The following is a 21,839-nucleotide window of genomic DNA, read 5'->3' on the forward strand; positions in this document are numbered from 1 at the left end:
GGCTCGGCTTTGCGAACATTGAGCCCGAGCGAGATGATGCCACAGGGACAGCAACGCCGCGCGATGGCGATTGCACGCTCATCGTTTCCTCCAGATATTATTTTGCTTGAGACTTTAAGAGTGCCAACTCATATTCGTCAAATGCATTCGACGGATACGGATTGATTATTTCCATGCATGTGCGCGATATCGATCTGAACCTGTTCGTCGTGTTCGACGCGGTTTACACCGAGGGCGGCGTCAGCCGCGCCTGCTTCCGCCTCAACCTGACGCAGCCCGCGGTGAGCCACGCGCTGAGCCGGCTGCGCGCCATGTTCAACGATCCGCTGTTCGTGCGCCGCCACCACGTGATGACGCCGACGCCGCTGGCACGCCAGATCATCACCACGGTGCGCCAAGCGCTCAACGGCCTCGAGACGACGCTGACCCACACCAACCGCTTCGATCCGGCGAAGACGCCGAAGCGCTTCGTGATCGGGCTGCGCAACAATCTCGAGGCGCCGATGCTGAGCGCGCTGGTCAACCGGATCAGCGCGGTCGCGCCATTGGTCGAGATCGCCACCGTGCGCAGCGAGCGCAACAATCTGGAGCGGGAACTCGCTGCCGGCACGCTCGATGTCGCGATCGACACGCTGCTGCCGCTGTCGACCGAGGTACGGCGCGAGCAGATCCTGACCGAGCATATCGCCGTGTTCGCCCGGCGCGGCCATCCCGAGCTCCGCGCGCGGCTCGACAAGAAGGCCTATTTGCGCATGGAGCATGTCTGCGTGACGTCGCGGCGCAGCGGCGTGTCGTTTGAGGATTTCCAGCTGCAGCGCCTCGGCCTGACGCGCACCGTCCGCCTGACCTGCCAGAATTTCGCGACCGCCTGCCATGTCGTGAGCCGCAGCAACATGCTGCTGACGGCGTCGGAAAGCGCAGCTTCCGTGCTGGAGGACCCCGGGCTGTTGCAGTGCTTCCCCTGCCCGTTCCCGATCAGCCCGCACGTCAATTATCTCTACTGGCACGCCACCGCCGAGGGCGACACCACCAATCAATGGCTGCGCGAGCAACTCCGCGCCGCCGCCGCGCTCTTGGCCGGCAGTCGCTTCGCCAAGAAGAACCGCCGCGCGGCGAAGACCGGCCCGAAGGTGGCGCTTGCGATTTCCACCAGCATCGCCGCCGAATAGCGATGCGCTGCACTTCACCTCGCCTCGCCTGCGGGGAGAGGTCGCATCGCATCGAAGATGCGATGCGGGTGAGGGGGAGTCGCCGCGGGTTGAGTTGCTACCGTCTGCGCGGAGACAGCCCCTCACCCCACCCCCTAAGAGCAAGCTTGGCTTGTCTCGATCCCGTAAGAACGGGGCGAAGGAGCGCAGCGCCGTCGTGGCGCTGTTCGACCTGATCCGATCGGCTACATTCCACTCAGCCCGCTATCCACCGCGAGCGTCTGGGCAGTGACATAGACGCTTTCATCCGACATGAAGAACAACACCGCATAGGCGATCTCCCAGGCCGTCGCCTGACGGCCGAACGGGACCTGGCTCTTGCCGCGCGACGGCCGGCCGGCGCCGGCCTCGCGGCCGTTCGGCGTGTCCACCAGTCCCGGATAGACCAGATTGGCGCGGATGCCGCGCCGCGCGCCGGTATGCGCGATGTTGCGCATCAGGCCGCCGAGCGCCGCCTTGGAGGAATCGTAGACCGCCATCTGCGATCCCGCCTTCAGCGCCGCGATCGAGGAGATGAAGACGATCGAGCCGCCGTCTTCGAATTTCGGCAGGGCGGCACGGCAGCACAGCATGGGACCGCGGACATTGACGTCGTAGATCCTGTTCCATTCTTCGGCGCTGACATTGTCGAGCCCGGTCTTGCCGAAGGTGCCGATGTTGAGCACCATGCCGTCGAGCCCGCCCATCGCGTGATGAGCTTCATCAATCATCCTGATGACGTCGGCTTCCTTGGTGACGTCGGCCGCGATGGCGGAGCCGCGGCCGCCGTCAGCGGCGATCCGCGCAACTGTGTCGTCGGCGGAGGCGCGGTTGAGGTCTGCGACCGCGACCTGCGCCCCCTCGCGCGCGAACAGCAGGCTCATGGCGCGGCCGTTGCCGATCGGATCGGTCGCCGCATCGAACACGCGCTGGCCGCCGCCGACCACCAGAATGCGGCGACCGTCGAGGCGTCCCCTGCCCGGCGCAGTGCCGGAGGATTCCGCGCTCAGCGGACGGATATAGCGCTCTGGCTTGGTGTCTTGTGAAGTCTCCGACATCCCATCAACCCCGCTTCTTGCCGCCCTCATAGACCGCCATGCCGGCGGCCGGATCGAGATCGGTCTCGGTCGCCTCCGTCAGCCGCGCCATCATCATGTAGAAGCCGAGAGCTATGATCGCCTCGACGATCTCCTGCTCGCTGAAGTGCTTGCGAACGCCGGCAAAGGCCGCATCGCCGACCCGCACCTTCTCGACCACCTCGCGGCCGAAGGTAAGCAGCGCGCGTTCGGCGGCGTTGAGCGCGGCATCGTCGTAAAGGCCGCGCTCGACCGCATCGATCTGCGCCTGGGTGACGCCGACGCCGAGCGCGATCGGGACGTGCTGGCGCCACTCATAGGCGCCGCCCTCGAGCTGCGCAGCCTGCAGGATCAAGAGCTCGCGGTTGACCGCGGACAGTTTCTGCTTGTGCAGGATCGAATTGCCGAGCCGCATCAGCGGAATCGCATTGGCTTCGGCATGGGCCATCATGCGGAAGATATTGAGCTTGACCGGCATGCGGTCGAACGCCGCGCGGATGTCGCCGCCGGTGGTATCCGGATCAATCAGGGGCAGCCTTGCCACGTGTCACTCCCTTTTCGTTGTTTCTTGTTCGTTGTCTCGTGTCCGGCTTCCCGGCGCGTCCACCTAATGCACCGCGCCGCCCGAGATCAAGCCGACCGCCCGGCATTGCCCGAATTGCGGGGTTCAGCCATGCGGTTCCGCGCTTGAATCCGCATCCATGGGCGGGCATAAGGGCTGCCATCTCCCTTAAAAAATGGCCATAGCCCAAGGATTTATGATGCCCGCCTATCGCTCCCGCACCACCACCCACGGCCGCAACATGGCGGGTGCTCGCGGCCTCTGGCGCGCCACCGGCATGAAGAACGAAGATTTCGGCAAGCCGATCATCGCGGTGGTGAATTCCTTCACCCAGTTCGTGCCCGGGCATGTCCATCTGCAGAATCTCGGCCAGCTCGTCGCGCGCGAGATCGAGAAGGCCGGCGGCGTGGCGAAGGAGTTCAACACGATTGCAGTCGATGACGGCATCGCGATGGGCCATGACGGCATGCTCTACAGCCTGCCCTCGCGTGAATTGATCGCCGACAGCGTCGAGTACATGGTCAACGCGCATTGCGCCGACGCGATGGTCTGCATCTCGAACTGCGACAAGATCACGCCCGGCATGCTGATGGCAACGCTGCGCCTCAACATACCGACCGTGTTCGTCTCGGGCGGTCCGATGGAGTCGGGCAAGATCCTGCTCAAGGGCAAGAAGCGCGCGGTCGACCTGATCGACGCGATGGTGGCGGCGGCCGATTCCAACGTCACCGACGAAGAGGTCGAGGTGATCGAGCGCTCGGCCTGCCCGACCTGCGGCTCCTGCTCGGGCATGTTCACCGCGAATTCGATGAACTGCCTGACCGAGGCGCTTGGCCTCGCGCTGCCCGGCAACGGCTCCGTGCTGGCGACGCATGCCGACCGCAAGAGCCTGTTCGTCGAGGCCGGCCATCTGATCGTCGATCTCGCCCGCCGCTATTACGAGCAGGACGACGCCAAGGTGCTGCCGCGCAACATCGCGAACTTCAAGTCGTTCGAGAACGCGATGACGCTCGACATCGCGATGGGCGGCTCGACCAACACCGTGCTGCATCTGCTCGCCGCCGCGCGCGAGGGCGAGGTGCCGTTCACGATGGCGGACATCGACCGTCTCTCGCGCAAGGTACCGGTGCTGTGCAAGGTCGCGCCCTCGGTGCAGGACGTCCACATGGAGGACGTGCATCACGCCGGCGGCATCATGGCGATCCTCGGCGAGCTCGACCGCGCCAAGCTGCTCACGACCGACGGCCCGACCGTGCATGCCGCGACGCTGGACGACGCGCTGAACCGCTGGGACGTGGTGCGGACATCGAGCGACAAGGTGCGCAATTTCTATCGGGCAGCACCTGGCGGCGTGCCGACCCAGGAAGCCTTCAGCCAGGACCGCCGCTTCGACGAGGTCGATGTGGATCGTGAAACGGGCGTCATCCGCAACGCCGCGCATGCCTATTCCAAGGACGGCGGCCTCGCCGTGCTGTTCGGCAATCTTGCGGAAGACGGCTGCATCGTGAAGACCGCCGGCGTCGACCAGAGCATCCTGAAATTCTCAGGTCCCGCCCGCATCTTCGAGAGCCAGGACGCCTCGGTCGAAGCCATCCTCACCAACAAGGTGAAGGCCGGCGATGTCGTGCTGATCCGCTATGAAGGCCCGCGCGGCGGCCCGGGCATGCAGGAGATGCTGTATCCGACCAGCTATCTGAAATCGAAGGGGCTCGGAAAGGCCTGCGCGTTGATCACCGACGGTCGCTTCTCCGGCGGATCGTCCGGCCTGTCGATCGGCCACGTCTCGCCGGAAGCCGCCGAAGGCGGCCTGATCGGGCTGGTCGAGGAAGGCGACATCATCGAGTTCGACATCCCGAACCGCAAGGTCAACCTCAAGGTCGACGATGCCGAACTCAAGCGGCGTCGTGCCGCGATGGAGGCCAAGGGCAGCGCGGCATGGAGGCCGGCCGCGCCGCGCAAGCGCGCCGTCTCGACTGCGCTGAAGGCCTATGCGGCGTTCGCGAGCAGCGCGGCCAAGGGTGCGGTTCGCATCCTGCCGGAGTAAGCGGCGATAGGCGCGCGCGTTACGTCATCTGCAAGTCGGCCGCCTCGATTCGGATGCGGTCGGCGTGCAGGGACCAGTCGCACAACGATTGTTCCTGGCAGAATTTGACCTTGGCCATCTCGGTGGCCTGACCTTCGCTCAAGGCGTCGATCTCGAGTGCGCCCTGGCAGACCTCGCGCTGGCGGCCATTGCCGCCGAGCACGTCCTTCATGAAATGAACGACGAAGCGTGACATGGAACCCTCCCCGCTGGACCGGAAGAGCCGGAAGACCACACGCTAGCACTGACGCAAGATCGGAGAGAGTGAATTCGGGGCGCGCGCGGCTGCGGCGCCTCGCGAGCAGTGGAAAACTACGCGCCGGCCTGCGGCAGGCTGGCAGCGGCGATCGCGACGATCTGCGCAAGACGGCGGCCGATTTTCGCGGGCGCGTTGCGGAGCAATGACTGGACCCCTCGCATGACACATCGTCCTTCCGTACCGGAATGGTCGGGCACAGGAGGAAAATGGCGATATCTGGCTAAGCCGTCGATATCTCAGGGAAAATAACAACGGACACTTCGCGAGGCAGCGCTTTGGCAGTGGGTTTGTTGCTTAATTTGCGTCCACAACGACGGAGATTTTCTCCAGCATTCTTGAGCCGCCTTCACCACGTATAGCGCACGCCCCCCTTGCCGGCGTAGGACGCGGTGACATCGGAGAACTGGCCTTCAAAAGTCGCCGCCGCAGACCAGCCGTTGCGCCATTTCATCTCGACCGCTGCCGTGGTCAGCGCGGAATCGGAGGCCTGCGCTGCGCCGTTGACGACGAAGCTTGCGCCGGGCAGCGCCTGGAAGGTCGCGGCGATCGACCGGTCCGGATCATGATCATGCGCCCAGGCGAACCGGGTGCGCAGCGTCAGGACGCCATCGGCCGTCGCAAACGACTTGTCGGTTCGGAGGCCGAGTTCGCTTCGGACGTCGGTCACGCTCTTCGCAGCGAAAGTGAGCGCAAAGGCGGATGAGCGGATGACGGCCTGCTCGGCATAGCCGGGCAGATCGAAGGTCGTGAACTGGCCCGCGGCATAGGGCGTGATGCCGAGACCGCCGGCCCAGGGGGTAACGAAGCGATAGCCACCTTCGACCCGTCCCGAATAGGCGTTTGCGTTGAACTCGGCGCGCAACTGATCGATGCTCGCGACGGTGACGGTGCGATTGGTGGTGACGTCCTGCCAGCCATAGGCCAGGGCCGCCGAGATATAGGCCGGCCCCTCATTGTGGCGGACATAGCCACCGGCCTGGAACAGGTCGGATCGGCCGAAGCCCATGCCGTTGACGTTGAAGTTGGTACCGCCACCAGCGAGCGCGAAACCGGCAATCGTGTTCGGCGAGAACAGATAGTCGGCCCCGACGGCGGTCCCAAAGACGCTGCTCGTGGTGTTGTTCGATCCCACCGCAGAATTGCCGTCGGTGGTTTGCGAGCCGCCGAATCCGGCCGCCCACACGCTCCAGCGCGGCACGAACGGCGTCGGCGGCGCCTTGGTGAACATCGCATACGCGTCGTGTGCGCCGCTCGCGTAGCCTAGCGCTTCGTCGGCATAGCCGGCAGGTCCCGGGCTGGGAGTGGCCGATCCGGTCCGGTTCATGAAGGGATCAGTGAGGACCCCCATGAACTGGGTCATGGCGTCGAACGTGGTTTGTTGCGAGCCCGTGCCGAGCTCACCCGAAGCTTGGGACAGTTGAGGCGGCGACAACGCGGCATACACCAACGGAATGCCACCGGTCGCATTGAAGTAATTGCTCAGCGCATTGCCGACCGCCTGCTGGTTAGCATTGGCGCCGCCCGGAATCGCGAAGTTCAGCACTAGATTGAGATAGGCGTGGGTGGCGTCGTAGCTCAACGTATCGGTGACGTTTGCCGGCAGATTGCTGTTGGCGAGTGCGCCAAAGGTCCCGGATACGCCGTTCGTCGCCGTCAGGATCGTATATTGCTTGGAGATGTAGCTGCCATTGGCGAACGTCGCGTTGACTGTGGCCCCGCCGAGCGTCGCGGTTCCGAGCACATTGGTCGATGCGGCAACCGACGGCGTCACCTGCACGGCGTAGATCGCGCCGGATTGGAAGGCAAGATTGCCGGCGACGGTCAGGGAGCCCGTCGTGTTGGCTGCACTGCCGGGCGCCAATGTGCCGCCGATGGTGAGGGCGGCCGCGGGATCGGCACTGCCGCTCCACGGGACGGCGGACTTGACGGTCGGCACGATGACGATGATGCCGCCGACGTCTATCAGCGTAAACCTATCGTTCCCCCCCACAACGATGGTTGTGCTCCCATCCAAAGCATTGACGGTCGCGGGACCGACGATGCCGGTACCGCTCAAGGTGCCGCCGGCATTGACCGTCACGCTCGACGAGCTGGCGATCGAGCCGTCCACCTCCAGCGTACCGCCGTTGATAGTGGTTGCGCCCGTGTAAGAGTTGGTGCCTAACAGCGCCAAAGTGCCGCCGCCGACCTTGGTCAGCCCGCCGGTGCCGCTGATGACGCCGGAAAATGTCGTCGAGAGATTGTTGCCACCAACCGCGAGGGTCTTCGCGCCGAGATGGACATTGCCGTCGCCCTCGATCGAACCGGCCGTGGTGCCGCCGATCGCGACGCCCGAAATGTCGAGTACGCCGATCCCGTTCAGGATGAAGCGCGCGCTGCCGCCGCTGGCGCGATTCTCGATGTTCGTTATACCACCGCTATTGGTGATGGTGGCGTTGGCGGCCGTGCTCGAATCAAGGAAGTCCAAGAAGAGATTGTTGTTGATGACAGCATTGCCCGCCGTGCTGCTGCCGCGGAATATGAGACTGAAGCCGTTGTTGATGGTAGCGCGACCAGCCGTGCTCGCGTTTGCGAACTGTACCGCGCCAAATTGGTTGCCAAATTGACCGATGTTGATGGTGGCGCTGCCGCCGTTGATAACAATGCCGGCGCCATTGAAATTGAGTGTCTGGCTCACGCCGAAACTAAAGGCGGAAGCCCCGGCGTCGAAGGTCCAGCCACTGACGCTGGTGTTGGACGAGAACGAGAGGCTGGTGACATTCGAGACACCGAACATGGCGGTGCCGGTCGGTACGCTTCCTCCTGTCCAGTTGGTGCCGGTATTGAAATCGTGCGTCCCGGGAAGGGGTCCCGCAAACGGGAATGCACTCCAACTCGCGTCTTGAGCCGCGGCGGGCAAGGCGGTGACGATCAGCGCCACAAACGCGAACAGGGCGACACATAACAAAACAAGCGCTTGTCGCGCACAAAATCCAACACCGAGGTACCGATCCGGCACCACAGCGATATTCCCGGTCTTCACCTTCAGCCACCCCAGAGCATCCCTTGTGGGACAGATTGCCGCACTCCGGGTCGTGGAACAACGAAGAGACGGACTTCTTGTGAGCTTTTCCGTTACACGTTGCGAGAAAGGCACAGCTTAGGGTTTAGTGGAGTTGCGACAGAGTTGTGACCGCGCTCGATCGGATTCCGCCGCAACCAGCTACTCATGGCTCACTCACGCCATTTGCGCGAGGGACGCACCGGCGGAGGGGTTCCCTGCGCCCTTGCGGTATCTCTCCCCGCAAGGCAGGGCACTTCCGCGATTTCGGAATATTGGAAATTTACCCCTGAGTTGCCCGACGGGTCAAGTTGCCTGGCCGAACGCCCGGCTACTTTGCATGGGGTTGTTTTCGATAATTTGGCCGCACGCAGCCGCGGCCTCCGCCGGGAGCAGGCCTGACCGGCGTGCTCACCTCACCCTATGCGGAGGCATCTACCCCGGCATGAACCCGAACGCCTGCTCGAACCGTTTCGCATACACCGGCCATACCTCGGGATTGATGATGCGCGGCGGGCGCTTGCCGTCGAGTGCATCGAGGATCTGTTCGGCGGCGATCCGGCCCATGTTGATGCGCGCCTCGCGGGTGACGCCGGCGGTGTGCGGGCTTGCCAGCACGTTGTCGAACTGCAGCAGCGGATGGTCCGGCGGCGGCGGCTCCTTGGCCCAGACGTCGAGGCCGGCGCCGGCGATGCGCTTGTCGCGCAGCGCCTCTTCCAGCGCCTTCTCGTCGTGGATGAAGCCGCGCGCTGTGGTGACGAAATAGGCGTGCGGTTGCATCAGCGCGAATTCGCGCGCGCCGATCATGCCCCGGCTCTTGCTGTCGAGCGGACAGGAGATCGAGACGAAGTCCGCGCGGCGCAGCAGATCGTCGAGCTCGACCTTCTCGCCGCCCCGCTTCGCCATCTCGTCTGCTGCAAGATACGGATCGTAGGCGATCACCTTCATGTGCAGGAGCCCCTTGCACAGTTCGGCGATGCGGCGGCCGACATTGCCGAGGCCGACGATGCCGACGGTCTTCTCCTTCAGCTCGTTGCCGATCAATTCGTTGCGGTTGACATTGGCCTCGCGCCGCAGCCGGCGGTCGGATTGGATGATCCGCTTCGACAGCGTCAGCATCATGCCGAGCGCATGCTCGGCAACCGAATTGGCGTTGCCGCCGGACTGGTTGACGACCAGCACGCCTGCGGCCGTGCAGGCATCGACGTCGACGGGATCGAAGCCGGCGCCGTTCGAGGAGACGATCAGGAGGTTCGGCGCCCGCTTCAGCAGCTCGGCATGGGCATGGAAATGCGGCGCCAGCTCGTCGCGGGCGGCGCCGATCTGGTAGGCATGCGCATCCGCCAGCACGGGGGCGAATTGCGCCTCCGGCGTGTCGTTCTCCAGACGGTCGAGCCGGACATCCGGCCGCTGCTTCAGGATGTCGACATAGATCTCGTGGGCGAGGTATTTAACGTAGAACACGCGCTTGTTGTTGACGGTCATGTCTTCGGGCAGCTCTCAGTTTGGGAAGCCATAGAGTCTTGCGGGATTGTCGACCAGGATGCGGTGACGTGTCGCGGCATCCGGAGTCCATTCGTAGAACAGGTCGAGCAGATGGCCGGCGTCGGGCATTTCGCCCTCGACCCGCGGATGCGGCCAGTCGCCGCCCCACACCAGCCGCTCAGGATTGGCGGATACCAGCGCCTCATGAAACGGCCGCGCATCCGGATAATCCGGCGCGCGCCGGCTCAGGCGATGCGCGCCTGACAGTTTAGCCCAGCACCAGCCTTCATCTATTGCACGCAGCAGGCTCTGGAAGCCCGCAGTGTTGATCCCTGCGGCGGCATCGGTGCGGCCCATGTGATCGACCACGACCGGCAGGCCCAGCGCCTTCAGCGCCGGGATCGTGTCGGACAGATCCTTCACGTCGATCCAGAGCTGCAGGTGCCAGCCGAGTTCGGCCATCACAGCCGCATGCGTCTCGGCGACGCCAAGCGGAATGCCGCCGCGATAATGCAACTGGCCGCCACGGAAGAAATGGTTGAAGCGCAACGCGCGGACACCAAGCACATGCCATTGCCGCAGCGTGCCCGCCGCCACATCGGCATCGGCCACCGCAACGCCGCGCAGCCGCGCGGGTTCGCGCTGCAAGGCATCCAGCATCGCTGAATTGTCGCGGCCGTGCGCGCTGCCCTGCACGAGCACGCCGCGGGCGAAGCCGAGCGCATCGAGCATGCCGAGATAGTTTTGCAGCGGCGCGTCCGGCGGCGTGTAGCTGCGATTCTCCGCATAGGGGAAGCGGTCGGCCGGGCCGAACACATGCGCGTGCGTGTCGCAGGCCTTCGGCGGCAGCTTCTCGCGCGGCGGCGTCACGGGAAGCGGCGGCAGGCAGGCGGGGATCTCTGATGCGGCCATCGCTATTCCGCCTTCATGCCGGCGGCCTTGATGATCGGGCCCCATTTTTCGTAGTCGGCCTTGATCTTGGCGGCGAACTGGTTCGGCGTGGACCCGATCGAGATCGCACCGAGCTTGCCGAGCCGCTCCTTGACCGCTTCGGTGTTCACCGCCGCGACGAAATCGTGCGAGATCTTTGCCACCAGATCGGCCGGCATGTTGCCGGGACCGAGCAGGCCCCACCACACCTCGGTGTCATAGCCCGGCACGGTATCGGACATACTCGGCACGTCAGGCAGGAACGGCGCGCGCGACGCCGTCGTCACCGCCAGCGCGCGAACCGTGCCGGCCTGCAACTGCCCGACCGATTCCGGCCCGTTGTTGAACGACATCGGAATCTGCCCGCCGAGCAGGTCGTTGATCGCCGGCGCGCCGCCCTTGTAGGGGATCGCCCTGAGATCGATCTTGGCGAGGCTGTTCAGCAGCTCACCGGCCAGATGGGTCGAGGTGCCGTTGCCGGCATGGGCGAACGACAGGCTGCCCGGCTTGGCCTTCGCCGCCGCGATGACGTCGCCGACCGACTTGAATGGCGAGTCCGCGCGCACCAGCAGCACGTTGGGCGACGATGCCAACAGCGAGATCGGCGAGAAATCCTTGAACGTATCGTAGGGCAGCTTCGGATAGAGGAATGGATTGGTGGCGTGGCCGCTCGCCACCATGATCAGATTGTAGCCATCGGGTGCCGAGCCCGTGATCGCCTGCGAGGCGATCACCCCGCCGGCGCCCGGCCGGTTCTCGACCACGATCGATTGCGTCCAGGTCTTCGATACGGTTTCAGCCAGCGTGCGCGTCAGCACGTCGACGCCGCCGCCGGGTGGATAGGGAACGAGGATGTGAACGGCCTTGGCCGGATATGGCTGCGCGGACGCAAAGCCGGCCGCAAGCATGGCTGCTGCCGCAATGGCGGTCCGCCAGACCCATCCGGTCATCGACGCCTCCCGTCCCGCTATCGTTGCCGCCCGTTGTCGTTACCGCCTGTATCGCACGCCGGTTCGGCACGGCGATGGCCGAATTCCGCAGATCGCGTTGCGGCCTCGGCATGTTGACAATCACGGGCACGGCGTCAAGTTTCGATCCGTAAGCGAACATCAGCATCGCACGATGAGGGAGAACAGGATGGCGGCCGCGGAACAAGCCTCGTCCCAGACGTCGGGGGCGACCTGGCACGGCATCGTGCTGCAGACGCTGAAACGGAACGAGATCAAGCTGGTGCCCTATGTGCCCGACCGGGTGCTGACCACGCTGATCAAGAACCTGCACGCCGATCCGTATTTCACGACGTTTCCGACCGCGCGCGAGGAAGAGGCCGTCGGCATCGTCTCCGGCGCCTGGATGGCCGGAATGCGCGGCGCGGTGCTGATGCAGACCTCGGGCTTTGCCACGCTCGCCAACGTGCTGGCCTCGCTCGCGGTGCCCTACCAGATCCCGCTGATCATGTTCGTGTCCGAGCGCGGCACGCTCGGCGAGTTCAACTACGGCCAGGCGCTGGTCTGCCGCACCATGCGCCCGGTGCTGGATTCGCTGGCGATGGAGCATCACACCATCACAAGGCTCGACGAGCTCGAATTCATCGCCGACCGCTCGATCAAGCAGGCGATCACCACCCAGGCGCCGGTGGCGCTGATCCTCTCGCCGCTGCTGACCGGCGGCAAGACCTTCGACAAGTGAGATCGGCCATGACCAGCACACAGCGCAACACCAAGGTGATGAACCGATTCGATCTGACCCAGCGCCTCGTCAGCAAATTGAAGGACGAAGCCGTGATCGGCGGCATCGGCAACACCAATTTCGATCTCTGGGCCGCAGGCCATCGCCCGCAGAATTTCTACATGCTGGGCAGCATGGGCCTCGCCTTCCCGATCGCGCTCGGCGTCGCATTGGCGCAGCCGAAGCGCCGGGTGGTCGCGCTCGAAGGCGACGGCTCGCTGTTGATGCAGCTCGGCTGCCTCTCGACCATCGCAACATTGGCGCCTGACAACCTGACCATGGTGGTGATGGACAACGGCATCTACCAGATCACCGGCAGCCAACCGACCCCGGCGGCCAGCCATACCGACATCGTCGCGGTGGCACTCGCGAGCGGCCTCGCCAACAGCACCTGGGCCGCCGACGAGGACGATTTCGAGCGGCTGATCGAGCAGTCGAAACAAGCCGCAGGCCCGACGCTGATCGGTGTCCGCATCGACGACAAGCCCGGCACCGGCACCACCCGCCGCGACCCCGTGCAGATCCGCGAGCGGTTCATGCATGGCATGGGGGTCAGGCAGCTGCTGTAGGCGAACGCCTCAACATTTTCACCGTCGTTGCGAGCAAAGCTTCGTCGCATATCGAACGCGGTTCAATTCATCCTCAGCTCGGTGATGTGCCTTGGATCCGGCTTCAGCTCGCCGCGTTCGACGCGCTTGACGATGTCGGTCAGCGCGGCGTTGGCGTTGCAGGCAAGGCCGAGCTTTTCGCCCTCGCGCACCACGAAGCCGTTGAGGAATTCGATCTCGGTGCGGCGGCCCTTCTGCATGTCCTGGCCCATCGAGGGGCGCTGCGCGGATGAGGTGCGCTTACTGTCCTTAAGACGCTGCTCGTCGCAGGCGCGTGTTGCGGCCTCGTCGCCCTCGCCGGCGCGGGCGATCGTATCGGGCGACAGATGCAGGATTTCCTCGAGCTGATAGCCTTGCGCCTGGCCGACGCGGATCGCCTCGCTGCCGAGCCGGGTCGAGAAGCGGCGCAACGGCTCGCTTTGCAGCACCTCGCTGCCCGCTAGACCGGTGCAGGCCGACAGCCCGTTGCCCATCACGTTGGCCACGAGCTTGGACCAGCGCTCGCCCCAGAGATTGGAGGTGACCTTGGCGCTGTCGGAATGAGCGACCAGCCGGCAGACCTCCTCCGCCCGCGCGGTGATGCGGCCATGCACCTCGCCGGCGCGAAATACGGTATGCGCCGCGCCGCCCTTGCCGGCGCCGCGGTGGATGTGGCCCGGCTCCGGCAGATTGACGGTGATGCTGCTCGCGATGCAGCCGAGCGTCTTGCCCCAGCCGACGATGCCGGCGATGGTCTCTTCATTCATGCAGTTCTGCAACGACACGACGTAGCCGTCGGCGGCCAGGTATTGCCGGATCAGCATGGTGGCCCAGGCGGTGTCGTAGGATTTCATGCAGACGAAGGCGATGTCGACCGGCTTCTCCTTGGCGAGCAGCTGCGCGTCGGTGACGTGCAGCGCCCGCACCGGCACCGAGAATTCGGCGACATCCATCGCGTGGGTGACGCGCAGTCCGTGCTTGCCCATGTGCTCGACATGCTCGGGCCACGGATCGATGAAGGTGACGTCCTCACCCGCCTGCACCATATGCGCGCCGGCATAGCCGCCGACCGCCCCCGCGCCGACGATCGCGATCTTGCGGCCCATGTTTCCATCCCCTGCTTTTGACGCGAACGCTCGCTGCGTCCGTTGCAGGCCAGTCTAAGGGATCCGGTCGTCAGGCCAACGGGCCACTTCATGAAAAAAGCGGACCCGTGCCATGCCGGTATTCATGGGACCAAAATTGATGGGGCCAAACGAATCCCCGCGGGCGATGTGCCCGCGAGGATGTCGACCATTAGCAACGTCGCGCGATCAGTCGATGATCTTGACGATCCGGCGCGTGCGCGGCTCGACGATCACACGGCGATCATTGACGACCGCGTAGCGATATTCGGTATAGCGCGGCACCGGGCGCAGCACGACGGTGTCGGGCAGCGGCTCGCCGACCACGACGCGCTCTTGCACCACCACCGACGGCTCGTCGCGCGGAATCGCGGTGATCACCGCATTCGGAATCTCGAGGCCAGCGCCGACAGCAGCACCAACCGTGCCGCCGACGATCTCGCCGACCGGGCCCGCGATCTCGCCGCCGGTCCGCGCACCGTTGGCGGCGCCAGCAGCGGTCGTGGACTGCGCGAACGCCGAACCGGACGCGAACAGCGACGCAGCAGCGACAAGGGAAACGGCAAAACGCTTGTTCATATTCTCCTCCTCCGAGTTGCAAGATGCCCCTTCAACATCGCAGGTAGTGAGACGTTCCAGTTCCGGCGCGGCAATTTGCGCGCAAATTTCAGTTCCGCCGCAACTCGCTTCGGTTCCAGCACAAATAAGAAAGCCGCTCCGGATGATATCCGAAGCGGCATTCATCGTTGGTTCAGATTCAGGGATGGCTCGGAACAGGACCGAGCCGCGCGCCGTTCATTCCGGCGGCTTCTGATCGGCTCGCCGTCTCGGCGCTCGCCGCCTTGGAGCTGGCCTGCTCGGCGACGGCGCCTCCGCCGGCTTGATGCGGATTCGCGTCGTGCCGCCCTTGGGCTGCTCGATCTCGAAAGCGTTGGTCCTGCGCACCAGTTCGCTCAAGGTGCGGAAGCCGTAAGTCCTTTGATCGAAATCGGACGCCAGATTGGCCAGTTGCCGTCCGACCTCACCAAGTGTCACCCAGCCGTCCTCGCTGGCCATCTGACCGATCACCTTCTTGAGGATGGGCGTCGCGGCCTCGGGCGGCTGCAATGGCTGGGCACGCACGGCGGCATCCTGATTGCTCGTCGCGCCGCCGCGCAAATTCTCGGTGTAGACGAACCTGCGGCAGGCCTGCCGGAAACTCTCGGGCGTCTTCTGCTCGCCGAACCCGAACACGTCGATGCCGTGCTCGCGGATGCGGGCGGCAAGCCGTGTGAAATCGCTGTCCGACGACACCAGGCAGAAGCCATCGAACCGGCCGCTGTGCAGCAGATCCATCGCGTCGATCACGAGGGTGATGTCGGATGCATTCTTGCCGGTCGTATAGGCAAATTGCTGCTGCGGGATGATGGCGTGCTTGGACAGGATGTCGGCCCAGCCCTTCGACCTCGGATTGGAGAAGTCGCCATAGATGCGGCGCACGCTGGCCTCGCCGATCTTGGCGATCTCCTCGAACAATCCATCTGCGATCTTTGCGGATGCATTGTCGGCGTCGATCAGGACGGCAAGGCGGGGCGAGCGAAGTTCTGACGGCATGGCATATCTCTGCTGGGATGCGATGGATCAAGACTCGCACATCGCGCGTCCCAAGCATAGACGACAAGCATAGACCAAGTGGCCGCCGGACGGGCCACGGCGGCGGCCCGCAATGCGGGTCAAATCACCTCACCGAGGTCGATCGCGCGCCTGGCGAACTCGATGGCCTTCTCGGCGGTGATCGCATCCGCCGTCGTCGTCGCCTCGTCACGCACCGACGGCGGCGAGGCGATCCGGATCTTCTTGCCGTTAGAGCGGCGGATGGTCGCGCGCCAGCGATCGACGTCGCGCCGGTACGCATCGATGACAAAGTCGCGGTAGGCGACGCCGCTCATCAGCGGCTGAAGCGTTGCCATTTCGGTACCAGCCGGCCGGCTCGCAATCTCGCGCACCATCTCGACAATCGTCTCGACGGCATGCTCACGCGCGACGCCGGTCGTATCCCTGAGCAGGTAGCTCACCGCCGCGCCGATCTGCGCCCTGGCGCGATCGTCGCTCGCAAAATCCGAATCGACCTGAATTGACATGACGGGGAATACGCCTCCTTCGGACGCAAGATCGGATGCTTCCTGGCATCCGGCACTCTGCAACCAGAGACGTTTAGTCGGCTCCCCATTAAAGCCGGATTATCCGTTAGGCCCCGATTTCTCGGATGCCGTTAACCGGGTCTTGATGCCGCTCCGGAACGGCACCGATCGTCGATCTGATCACCGAACGCGCGCGCAAGGCGCCGATCGGTTCGGCACCGTCCGGCGCCTCGCGCAGGTGATCACCAATTGACATATCACTGCTATCCGTGTGACATCTTATGAAAGAGGGCCGAAAAGAGCCCGGCAACGTCCACCTGGGGAGGACAGCAATGACCGTTTCCGACGTCACCGCATCGGCCGGACGCCTGGCTCCGGCCGCCGTCGCGCGAACCGCGCAGGCACAGCAGGTCGCCGACATCGCGGCACGGCTCGAACGCCTGCCGCTGACCTCCTATCAGCGTTGGATCTTCGGAATCATCGCAACCGCATGGTTCTTCGACAGCATGGACCTCGCCGCGCTCACTTTCGTGCTCGGCTCGATCCGTCAGACCTTCGGCCTGTCGACGGCGGAAGCCGGGCTACTGTCCAGCATGAGCTTCCTCGGCATGTTCATAGGCGCCGCCTCCGCCGGCCTGCTGGCCGACCGTTTCGGCCGCGCCCGCGTCTTCCAGGTCAGCATGATCTTCTGGGGCTTGGGCAGCCTGTGCTGCGGTCTCTCGACGACGGCGACCGCGCTCGGGGCATCCCGTCTGCTGCTCGGCTTCGGCATGGGCATGGAATTTCCGGTCGCGCAATCGATGGTCTCGGAGATCATGCCCGCCAGCAACCGCGGCCGCTACATCGCATTCCTCGAGGGATTTTGGCCGCTCGGCTTCATCGCATCGGGCCTGTTGACCTACTTCGTGCTGCAGGCCGCCGACTGGCGCTGGGTCTTCATCCTGCAGGCGATCCCGGCCGTGTTCGTGCTCGTGGTCCGGCGCTATGTTCCGGAATCGCCGCGCTGGCTCGCTTCGCATGGCTATTCCGAGCGGGCCGAAGCGACCGTACGCGACATCGAAAGCAGGGTCCGCGATCGCATCGGCGGCAAGGAGCTGCCGCCGGTCGTGCGCCAGGCGCCCGCCCCCGCATCCGCAACAACCGGCCTGAGGACGCTGTTTTCGGGCATCTACGCCAGGCGGACCACGATGTTGTGGACCGTGTGGTTCTTCGCGCTGCTCGGCTTCTACGGCCTGACCACGTGGCTCGGCGCCCTGCTGCAGGCCAAGGGATTCCCGATCACCAAATCCGTGTTCTACACCATCCTGATTTCGCTCGCGGGCATCCCCGGCTTCCTGGTCTCGGCGTGGCTCGTCGAGTCCTGGGGCCGGAAGGCGACGCTGGCAATGAACCTGCTCTGCGGCGCGATCGCCTGCCACTTCTACGGCTCGGCGGCGGACCAGACCCAGCTCGTCATCGCGGGCCTCTGCATGCAGTTCTTCCTGTTCGGCATGTGGTCGGCGCTCTACGCCTATACGCCCGAACTGTATCCGACCCATGTCCGGGCAACCGGGACCGGATTCGCCTCCGCGGTCGGCCGAATCGGATCGCTGATCGGCCCGTATGTGATCGGCGTGATCCTGCCCGCGGCGGGACAGAGCGGCGTGTTCGCGCTCGGCGCCGGCGCGTTCGTGGTGGCAGCGCTGGCGGTGCTGCTGCTCGGCGAGGAAACCCGCGGCCGGACGCTGGAGAGCATTTCGCACTGATGATGCGCGGCCGTTCGCTGCACGCCGCCGGATTCGGTGCAGTGCCGATCGGGCGGCCTTGTCAGTGCGATCGGGGCGTGTGAGATATCTGCTGGACAGCAGCACGCAAGATCCCGATGGCAGATTCGAGCAAACGATCCAGCACGGTGCGCGCCCGCGCAGCAGGAAGCCGCCGGCCGGCACGGCAATCGTCCGCCGCCGGCAAGCCGCGCGCTGCCGCGCAAGCCCTTCTCCCGCAGGGCGACGTCACCCTCACCGATCGCGCCTATGCCGAGCTGGAAGAGCTGATCGTGACGCTGCAATTGCCTCCGGGCACCGCGCTCTCCGAGCTCGTGCTCGCCAAGCGGCTCGACATCGGCCGTACCCCGATCCGCGAGGCGCTGCAGCGGCTGTCGCGCGACGGCCTCGTCAACATCCTGGCCCGTCGCGGCGTGCTGGTGTCCGAGATCGACCTTCGCGCCCAACTCCGCCTGCTCGAGGTGCGGCGCGAGCTGGAACGGCTGATGGCCCGCGGCGCCGCCGAGCGCGCCACCAGCGAGCAGCGTGCGCAGTTCTCGGAGATCGCCGCCGGCATGCGGCGCGCAGCGGAAAAGTCCGACGATCTGCTGTTCATGCGGCTGGATCATCAGTTCAACACACTGATCTCCGCGGCGTCGCGCAACGAATTCGCCTCCCGCGCCATGGGCCTGATGCACGGCCTGTCGCGCCGATTCTGGTACCAGCATTACAAGGAAGCGGCCGATCTGCCGCTCGCCGCGCGGCTGCATGCCGATGTCGCCGAAGCCATCGCCGAGCGCCGCGTCGACGCCGCAGGCGCTGCCTCCGACAGCCTGATCGACTACATCGAGAGTTTCGCGCGTTCGACGCTGTAGGAACCTTTTTTTAGCATGATCCTTTCGGACAACCGGGTTCACTTTCCCGGATCATGCTTCATAATTCAGAATTCGACGACCGTGCGGATCGACCGGCCGCGCCGCAACGCCTCGAAGCCATCATTGATGCCGTCGAGGGAGCAGCGACCGGTGATCAGTTCGTCGAGTTTGAGCCGGCCGTCGAGATAGGCCTGCGCCAGCAAGGGGAAGTCGCGCCGCGGCCGCGCGCCGCCATAGCTCGAGCGACGGAAACGCTTCTCGCCCATCAACGCGCCCCAGCGGAAGCTCACGTCCTGCGTGACGTCGATCTTGCCGAGCCAAATCACCTCGCCGCCCGGCCGCACCGCCTCCGCGGTTTGCCGAAACGCCAGTGGATGGCCCGCCGCCTCGAGGATGACGTCGGCGCCGCGCCCGCGCGTCGCCGCCTTCGCGATCTGGACCGGGTCCTCGCGTGCCGCGTTGACGTCGTGCGTCGCGCCGAGCTGTCGCGCCAGCGCAAGCTTCGCGTCGTCGAGATCGACCGCGATGATCGCACCGGCGCCGGCGAGCCGGGCGCCCTGCACCGCCGCAAGCCCGACCGCGCCGCAGCCGGTGATCATCACGGTATCGCCATGACAGATCTCGGCGACATTCAGCGCGGCGCCGACGCCGGTCATGACACCGCAACCGATCAGGCATGCACGGTCGAACGGGATCTCCTTTGGCACGACGATTGCCTGTTGCGCCGGCAGCACGACATATTCCGAGAACGCGCCGAGGAACATCAGATGCGCCAGGCCGCCGCCGCCCGCGAGTTGCGCCTTCGACGTACCGTCGAAATGCACGCCTTCCAGACCCCTGGCGAGATAGGTCTCGCACAGGATCGGCTGCGCGCGGTCGCACTGAAAGCAGTGTCCGCAATGCGGGTTCCATGACAGGATGACGTGGTCGCCGATGCGGACGTCACGCACCGCGCTGCCGACCTGTTCGACCACCCCGGCCGCCTCGTGCCCGAGGATCATCGGCAGGGGATAACGCAGCGATCCGTCGATCACCTCCAGATCGGTGTGACAGAGCCCCGCCGCACGCACCTTCACCACCACATCGGTTGGCGAAGGCGGCGCCAGCGTAACGCGCTCGATCGAGAGCGGCGTTCCGCTTTGATGCAGCACCGCGGCACGACAGGTCAGCGTCATCTCAAAATTCTCTCGTGGAGAAATCAGGGGGTCAGGCCGTTTGTCCGGACCGCAGTGCCGCCACCGCCTCATCGAGATCGGCCGAGGAGAGCTCCCATTCATTGTCGAAGTTGGCGACGATGCGCCGCATGAAGCTCTCATACAGCGCCTTTGCGACCGTGGCGTCGTGCAGGTGATCATAGAGCAGCGCGAAGGCCAGCTGTGCCGGCTCGGGTCCTTCATAGCTCCACTCAAAACCGTGTTCGGTGAGACGAAGCTGGTCGTAATGCGGTGACAGCGGCGCGCCGTCGACCAGGACGGAAATGCCGTCGATGGTTCGGTCTCCGGTATAGTTCGCCATCGGATCCTCTCCGTGCTGCAGCATCACATCAAGACCCCGGCGGACGCATCTTGAAGTCCTTCTTGACGACCTCGGGGAAGATCCACATCGCGACCGTGGCGAACACACCGAGGAAGGCGACCGCGTAGCTCGGTCCCTGCTGCCCCAGATGGACCATGAAGAAGTATCCGCAGGCCGCGGTGGCGAGGCAGGCCAGCGACAACATGAGCTTGATGTGGCTTGGCATCGAAACGTCCCCTCAGGTCCAGATGTGAAACGACGGCGCAGCCACGCCGATCAGCAGCGCCAGCGCTGCGATCATGGCGCAACAGGACAGCCGCAATCCCGCCCGTCCGTCGCGCCACCATTCCGGCAGCGCCTGAAACAGCTCGGGCAGGAACAGGAACAGCACACCGCCCACCACAATGATGGTGGTCCAGCGCAGCTCCACCAGGGCGAATGCCAGCGTGCCGGCGAGCAGCATCGCCCACAATATCGTCGTCATCGTCACCGGCAGGACGGTACGCCGGCGCAGCGGATACATCCCGGCCAGCTGCAGGAAGCCGATGCAGCACACGCTCCACAGCAGCCCGAACCAGGCGAGGCCGGCGAGATTGGGTTCAAGCTGCGGCATGCGGCACCGATCGCTCCTTCACCACGACCCGCGGCGTCCGCGCCGTCCGTCGCATGTCGGTCTTCACGTAGCGCGTGCTGTAGCCGTTGAAGACGTGGCCAAGCAGGCCGCGATTGAGATCGGAGGTGCCGAACACATAGTCCATCACCGGGAAGGTCAGGTTCATGTTCCGCTCCATCATGATCGACTGGTTGTGATGGGCGGTATGATGCCTGCGGATGGTGTTGACGAAGGGCATGTTGCGCACGAAGGCGTTTTCCTCGACGTGGCAGCAGAAGTGCATGAATTCATAGATCAGGTACATCGACGTGGTCGTCGTGATCAGCAGCCAGCCGGTATTGGCCGAGATCACGAGCCCGGCCACGATCGCCGGCGGGATCGACATCAGGGTGAACACCACGAGCGCATAGGGCGGAAAGAAGGTGACGCGCCAATCGTGATGATCGGCGAAGCGCATTTCCTCCTCGGTGAAGAACTGATGATGCATCAGCGTGTGGCGGCTGTAGATCGCGCGCAGCAGCGGCACATTCGAGGGCCGGTGCATGACGAAGCGATGCACCGCCCATTCGAAGAAATTCGCAATCAGGAAGACCACCGGGATGGTGAGGTATTCCCACCATTTCACGTCGTGCAGATTGGCCAGGTAGACGTACAGCGCCGTGAACCCGATCGTGTAGATCAGCACGACATGCAGCCAACCATTGTACCAGCCCACCACCCGCTCGCGGTAGGTCGCGCGATACTTGCGCTGGCGGTCGGTCATTCCTGTTGCAGCCAACTCCATCGCTTCCTCCGTCTCATCTGACATATCAGTAGCACATCAGATGCGGAAGGCAAGCCGGCGCGGCGCGCCGGATGGTGCAATGAAAAAGCCGCCCCGGACGATCTCCGAGGCGGCTTTTGGTCTCCGGCT

At 64.8% G+C, this 21,839-nt stretch carries 22 protein-coding genes; 6 read left to right on the forward strand and 16 right to left on the reverse strand.

Going from position 1 to position 21,839, the window contains the following annotated elements:
* Positions 1–161 precede the first annotated feature (161 nt).
* Positions 162–1,169, forward strand: coding sequence for a LysR family transcriptional regulator (locus ACTUWL_RS03795; RefSeq protein WP_291736210.1), 1,008 nt, complete (start codon positions 162–164; stop codon positions 1,167–1,169).
* Between the two features lie 224 nt (positions 1,170–1,393).
* Here the strand turns inward: ACTUWL_RS03795 and ACTUWL_RS03800 are convergent, their stop codons facing one another.
* Both ACTUWL_RS03800 and ACTUWL_RS03805 read right to left on the reverse strand, forming a co-directional pair.
* Positions 1,394–2,275, reverse strand: coding sequence for an SDR family NAD(P)-dependent oxidoreductase (locus tag ACTUWL_RS03800; protein ID WP_373011987.1), 882 nt, complete (start codon positions 2,273–2,275; stop codon positions 1,394–1,396).
* Positions 2,250–2,807 (reverse strand): carboxymuconolactone decarboxylase family protein, encoded by a 558-nt coding sequence (locus ACTUWL_RS03805; protein WP_021082088.1) that lies wholly within the window; start codon positions 2,805–2,807, stop codon positions 2,250–2,252. Before ACTUWL_RS03805 ends, ACTUWL_RS03800 begins: the two co-directional genes overlap by 26 nt.
* A gap of 217 nt (positions 2,808–3,024) precedes the next feature.
* Between ACTUWL_RS03805 and ilvD the strand changes: the two genes are divergently transcribed.
* Positions 3,025–4,869 (forward strand): dihydroxy-acid dehydratase, encoded by a 1,845-nt coding sequence (ilvD, locus tag ACTUWL_RS03810; protein WP_021082087.1) that lies wholly within the window; start codon positions 3,025–3,027, stop codon positions 4,867–4,869.
* Between the two features lie 19 nt (positions 4,870–4,888).
* On the opposite strand, the gene ACTUWL_RS03815 is transcribed toward ilvD, so the two are convergent.
* From ACTUWL_RS03815 to ACTUWL_RS03835, 5 genes are all read right to left on the reverse strand, one after another.
* Positions 4,889–5,104, reverse strand: coding sequence for a hypothetical protein (locus ACTUWL_RS03815; protein WP_021082086.1), 216 nt, complete (start codon positions 5,102–5,104; stop codon positions 4,889–4,891).
* Between the two features lie 409 nt (positions 5,105–5,513).
* On the reverse strand, positions 5,514–8,303 hold the full coding sequence (locus tag ACTUWL_RS03820) for an autotransporter family protein (protein ID WP_409873332.1): 2,790 nt from the start codon (positions 8,301–8,303) through the stop codon (positions 5,514–5,516).
* A gap of 339 nt (positions 8,304–8,642) precedes the next feature.
* Complete coding sequence (locus ACTUWL_RS03825; RefSeq protein ID WP_021082083.1) at positions 8,643–9,692, reverse strand: hydroxyacid dehydrogenase; 1,050 nt, start codon at positions 9,690–9,692, stop codon at positions 8,643–8,645.
* Between the two features lie 15 nt (positions 9,693–9,707).
* On the reverse strand, positions 9,708–10,604 hold the full coding sequence (locus ACTUWL_RS03830) for an amidohydrolase family protein (protein WP_021082082.1): 897 nt from the start codon (positions 10,602–10,604) through the stop codon (positions 9,708–9,710).
* Between the two features lie 2 nt (positions 10,605–10,606).
* Entirely contained in the window at positions 10,607–11,572 is a 966-nt protein-coding gene (locus ACTUWL_RS03835; protein WP_021082081.1) for a Bug family tripartite tricarboxylate transporter substrate binding protein, read from the reverse strand.
* A 187-nt stretch (positions 11,573–11,759) separates the two neighbouring features.
* On the opposite strand from ACTUWL_RS03835, the gene ACTUWL_RS03840 reads away from it, so the two are divergent.
* Positions 11,760–12,311, forward strand: coding sequence for a thiamine pyrophosphate-binding protein (locus ACTUWL_RS03840; RefSeq protein WP_021082080.1), 552 nt, complete (start codon positions 11,760–11,762; stop codon positions 12,309–12,311).
* A gap of 8 nt (positions 12,312–12,319) precedes the next feature.
* Positions 12,320–12,919: a thiamine pyrophosphate-dependent enzyme gene (locus tag ACTUWL_RS03845; protein ID WP_021082079.1), complete on the forward strand. Its 600-nt coding sequence runs from the start codon at positions 12,320–12,322 to the stop codon at positions 12,917–12,919.
* 62 nt (positions 12,920–12,981) lie between these two features.
* Here ACTUWL_RS03845 and ACTUWL_RS03850 read toward each other — a convergent pair whose 3' ends face one another.
* The 4 genes from ACTUWL_RS03850 to ACTUWL_RS03865 all read right to left on the reverse strand — a co-directional run bounded on the left by ACTUWL_RS03850 (position 12,982) and on the right by ACTUWL_RS03865 (position 16,181).
* Positions 12,982–14,043: a ketopantoate reductase family protein gene (locus ACTUWL_RS03850; protein WP_021082078.1), complete on the reverse strand. Its 1,062-nt coding sequence runs from the start codon at positions 14,041–14,043 to the stop codon at positions 12,982–12,984.
* A 207-nt stretch (positions 14,044–14,250) separates the two neighbouring features.
* Positions 14,251–14,640: a DUF1236 domain-containing protein gene (locus ACTUWL_RS03855; protein WP_021082077.1), complete on the reverse strand. Its 390-nt coding sequence runs from the start codon at positions 14,638–14,640 to the stop codon at positions 14,251–14,253.
* Between the two features lie 216 nt (positions 14,641–14,856).
* Complete coding sequence (locus ACTUWL_RS03860) at positions 14,857–15,654, reverse strand: NYN domain-containing protein (protein ID WP_021082076.1); 798 nt, start codon at positions 15,652–15,654, stop codon at positions 14,857–14,859.
* A gap of 119 nt (positions 15,655–15,773) precedes the next feature.
* Positions 15,774–16,181 carry a hypothetical protein gene (locus ACTUWL_RS03865; RefSeq protein WP_021082075.1) on the reverse strand — a complete coding sequence of 136 codons (408 nt, stop codon included), beginning with the start codon at positions 16,179–16,181 and terminating at the stop codon, positions 15,774–15,776.
* A gap of 332 nt (positions 16,182–16,513) precedes the next feature.
* Between ACTUWL_RS03865 and ACTUWL_RS03870 the strand changes: the two genes are divergently transcribed.
* Both ACTUWL_RS03870 and ACTUWL_RS03875 read left to right on the forward strand, forming a co-directional pair.
* Positions 16,514–17,926: an MFS transporter gene (locus tag ACTUWL_RS03870; protein ID WP_021082074.1), complete on the forward strand. Its 1,413-nt coding sequence runs from the start codon at positions 16,514–16,516 to the stop codon at positions 17,924–17,926.
* A 116-nt stretch (positions 17,927–18,042) separates the two neighbouring features.
* The gene (locus tag ACTUWL_RS03875) at positions 18,043–18,798 is read left to right on the forward strand and encodes a GntR family transcriptional regulator (protein ID WP_021082073.1); all 756 of its coding nucleotides are present in this window, start codon (positions 18,043–18,045) and stop codon (positions 18,796–18,798) included.
* Between the two features lie 65 nt (positions 18,799–18,863).
* On the opposite strand, the gene ACTUWL_RS03880 is transcribed toward ACTUWL_RS03875, so the two are convergent.
* From ACTUWL_RS03880 to ACTUWL_RS03900, 5 genes are read right to left on the reverse strand one after another with little or no spacing between them, the layout of a single operon-like run.
* Positions 18,864–19,973 (reverse strand): Zn-dependent alcohol dehydrogenase, encoded by a 1,110-nt coding sequence (locus ACTUWL_RS03880; RefSeq protein ID WP_021082072.1) that lies wholly within the window; start codon positions 19,971–19,973, stop codon positions 18,864–18,866.
* 31 nt (positions 19,974–20,004) lie between these two features.
* Entirely contained in the window at positions 20,005–20,313 is a 309-nt protein-coding gene (locus ACTUWL_RS03885; RefSeq protein WP_021082071.1) for a DUF6166 domain-containing protein, read from the reverse strand.
* Between the two features lie 28 nt (positions 20,314–20,341).
* The gene (locus tag ACTUWL_RS03890; protein WP_021082070.1) at positions 20,342–20,539 is read right to left on the reverse strand and encodes a hypothetical protein; all 198 of its coding nucleotides are present in this window, start codon (positions 20,537–20,539) and stop codon (positions 20,342–20,344) included.
* 12 nt (positions 20,540–20,551) lie between these two features.
* Positions 20,552–20,926 (reverse strand): hypothetical protein, encoded by a 375-nt coding sequence (locus ACTUWL_RS03895; protein WP_021082069.1) that lies wholly within the window; start codon positions 20,924–20,926, stop codon positions 20,552–20,554.
* Positions 20,913–21,710 (reverse strand): sterol desaturase family protein, encoded by a 798-nt coding sequence (locus tag ACTUWL_RS03900; RefSeq protein WP_021082068.1) that lies wholly within the window; start codon positions 21,708–21,710, stop codon positions 20,913–20,915. The genes ACTUWL_RS03895 and ACTUWL_RS03900 overlap by 14 nt, the downstream gene beginning before the upstream one ends.
* Between the last annotated feature and the right edge of the window lie 129 nt (positions 21,711–21,839).

The sequence above is a fragment of the Bradyrhizobium sp. WCU1 genome (genome assembly GCF_053474805.1).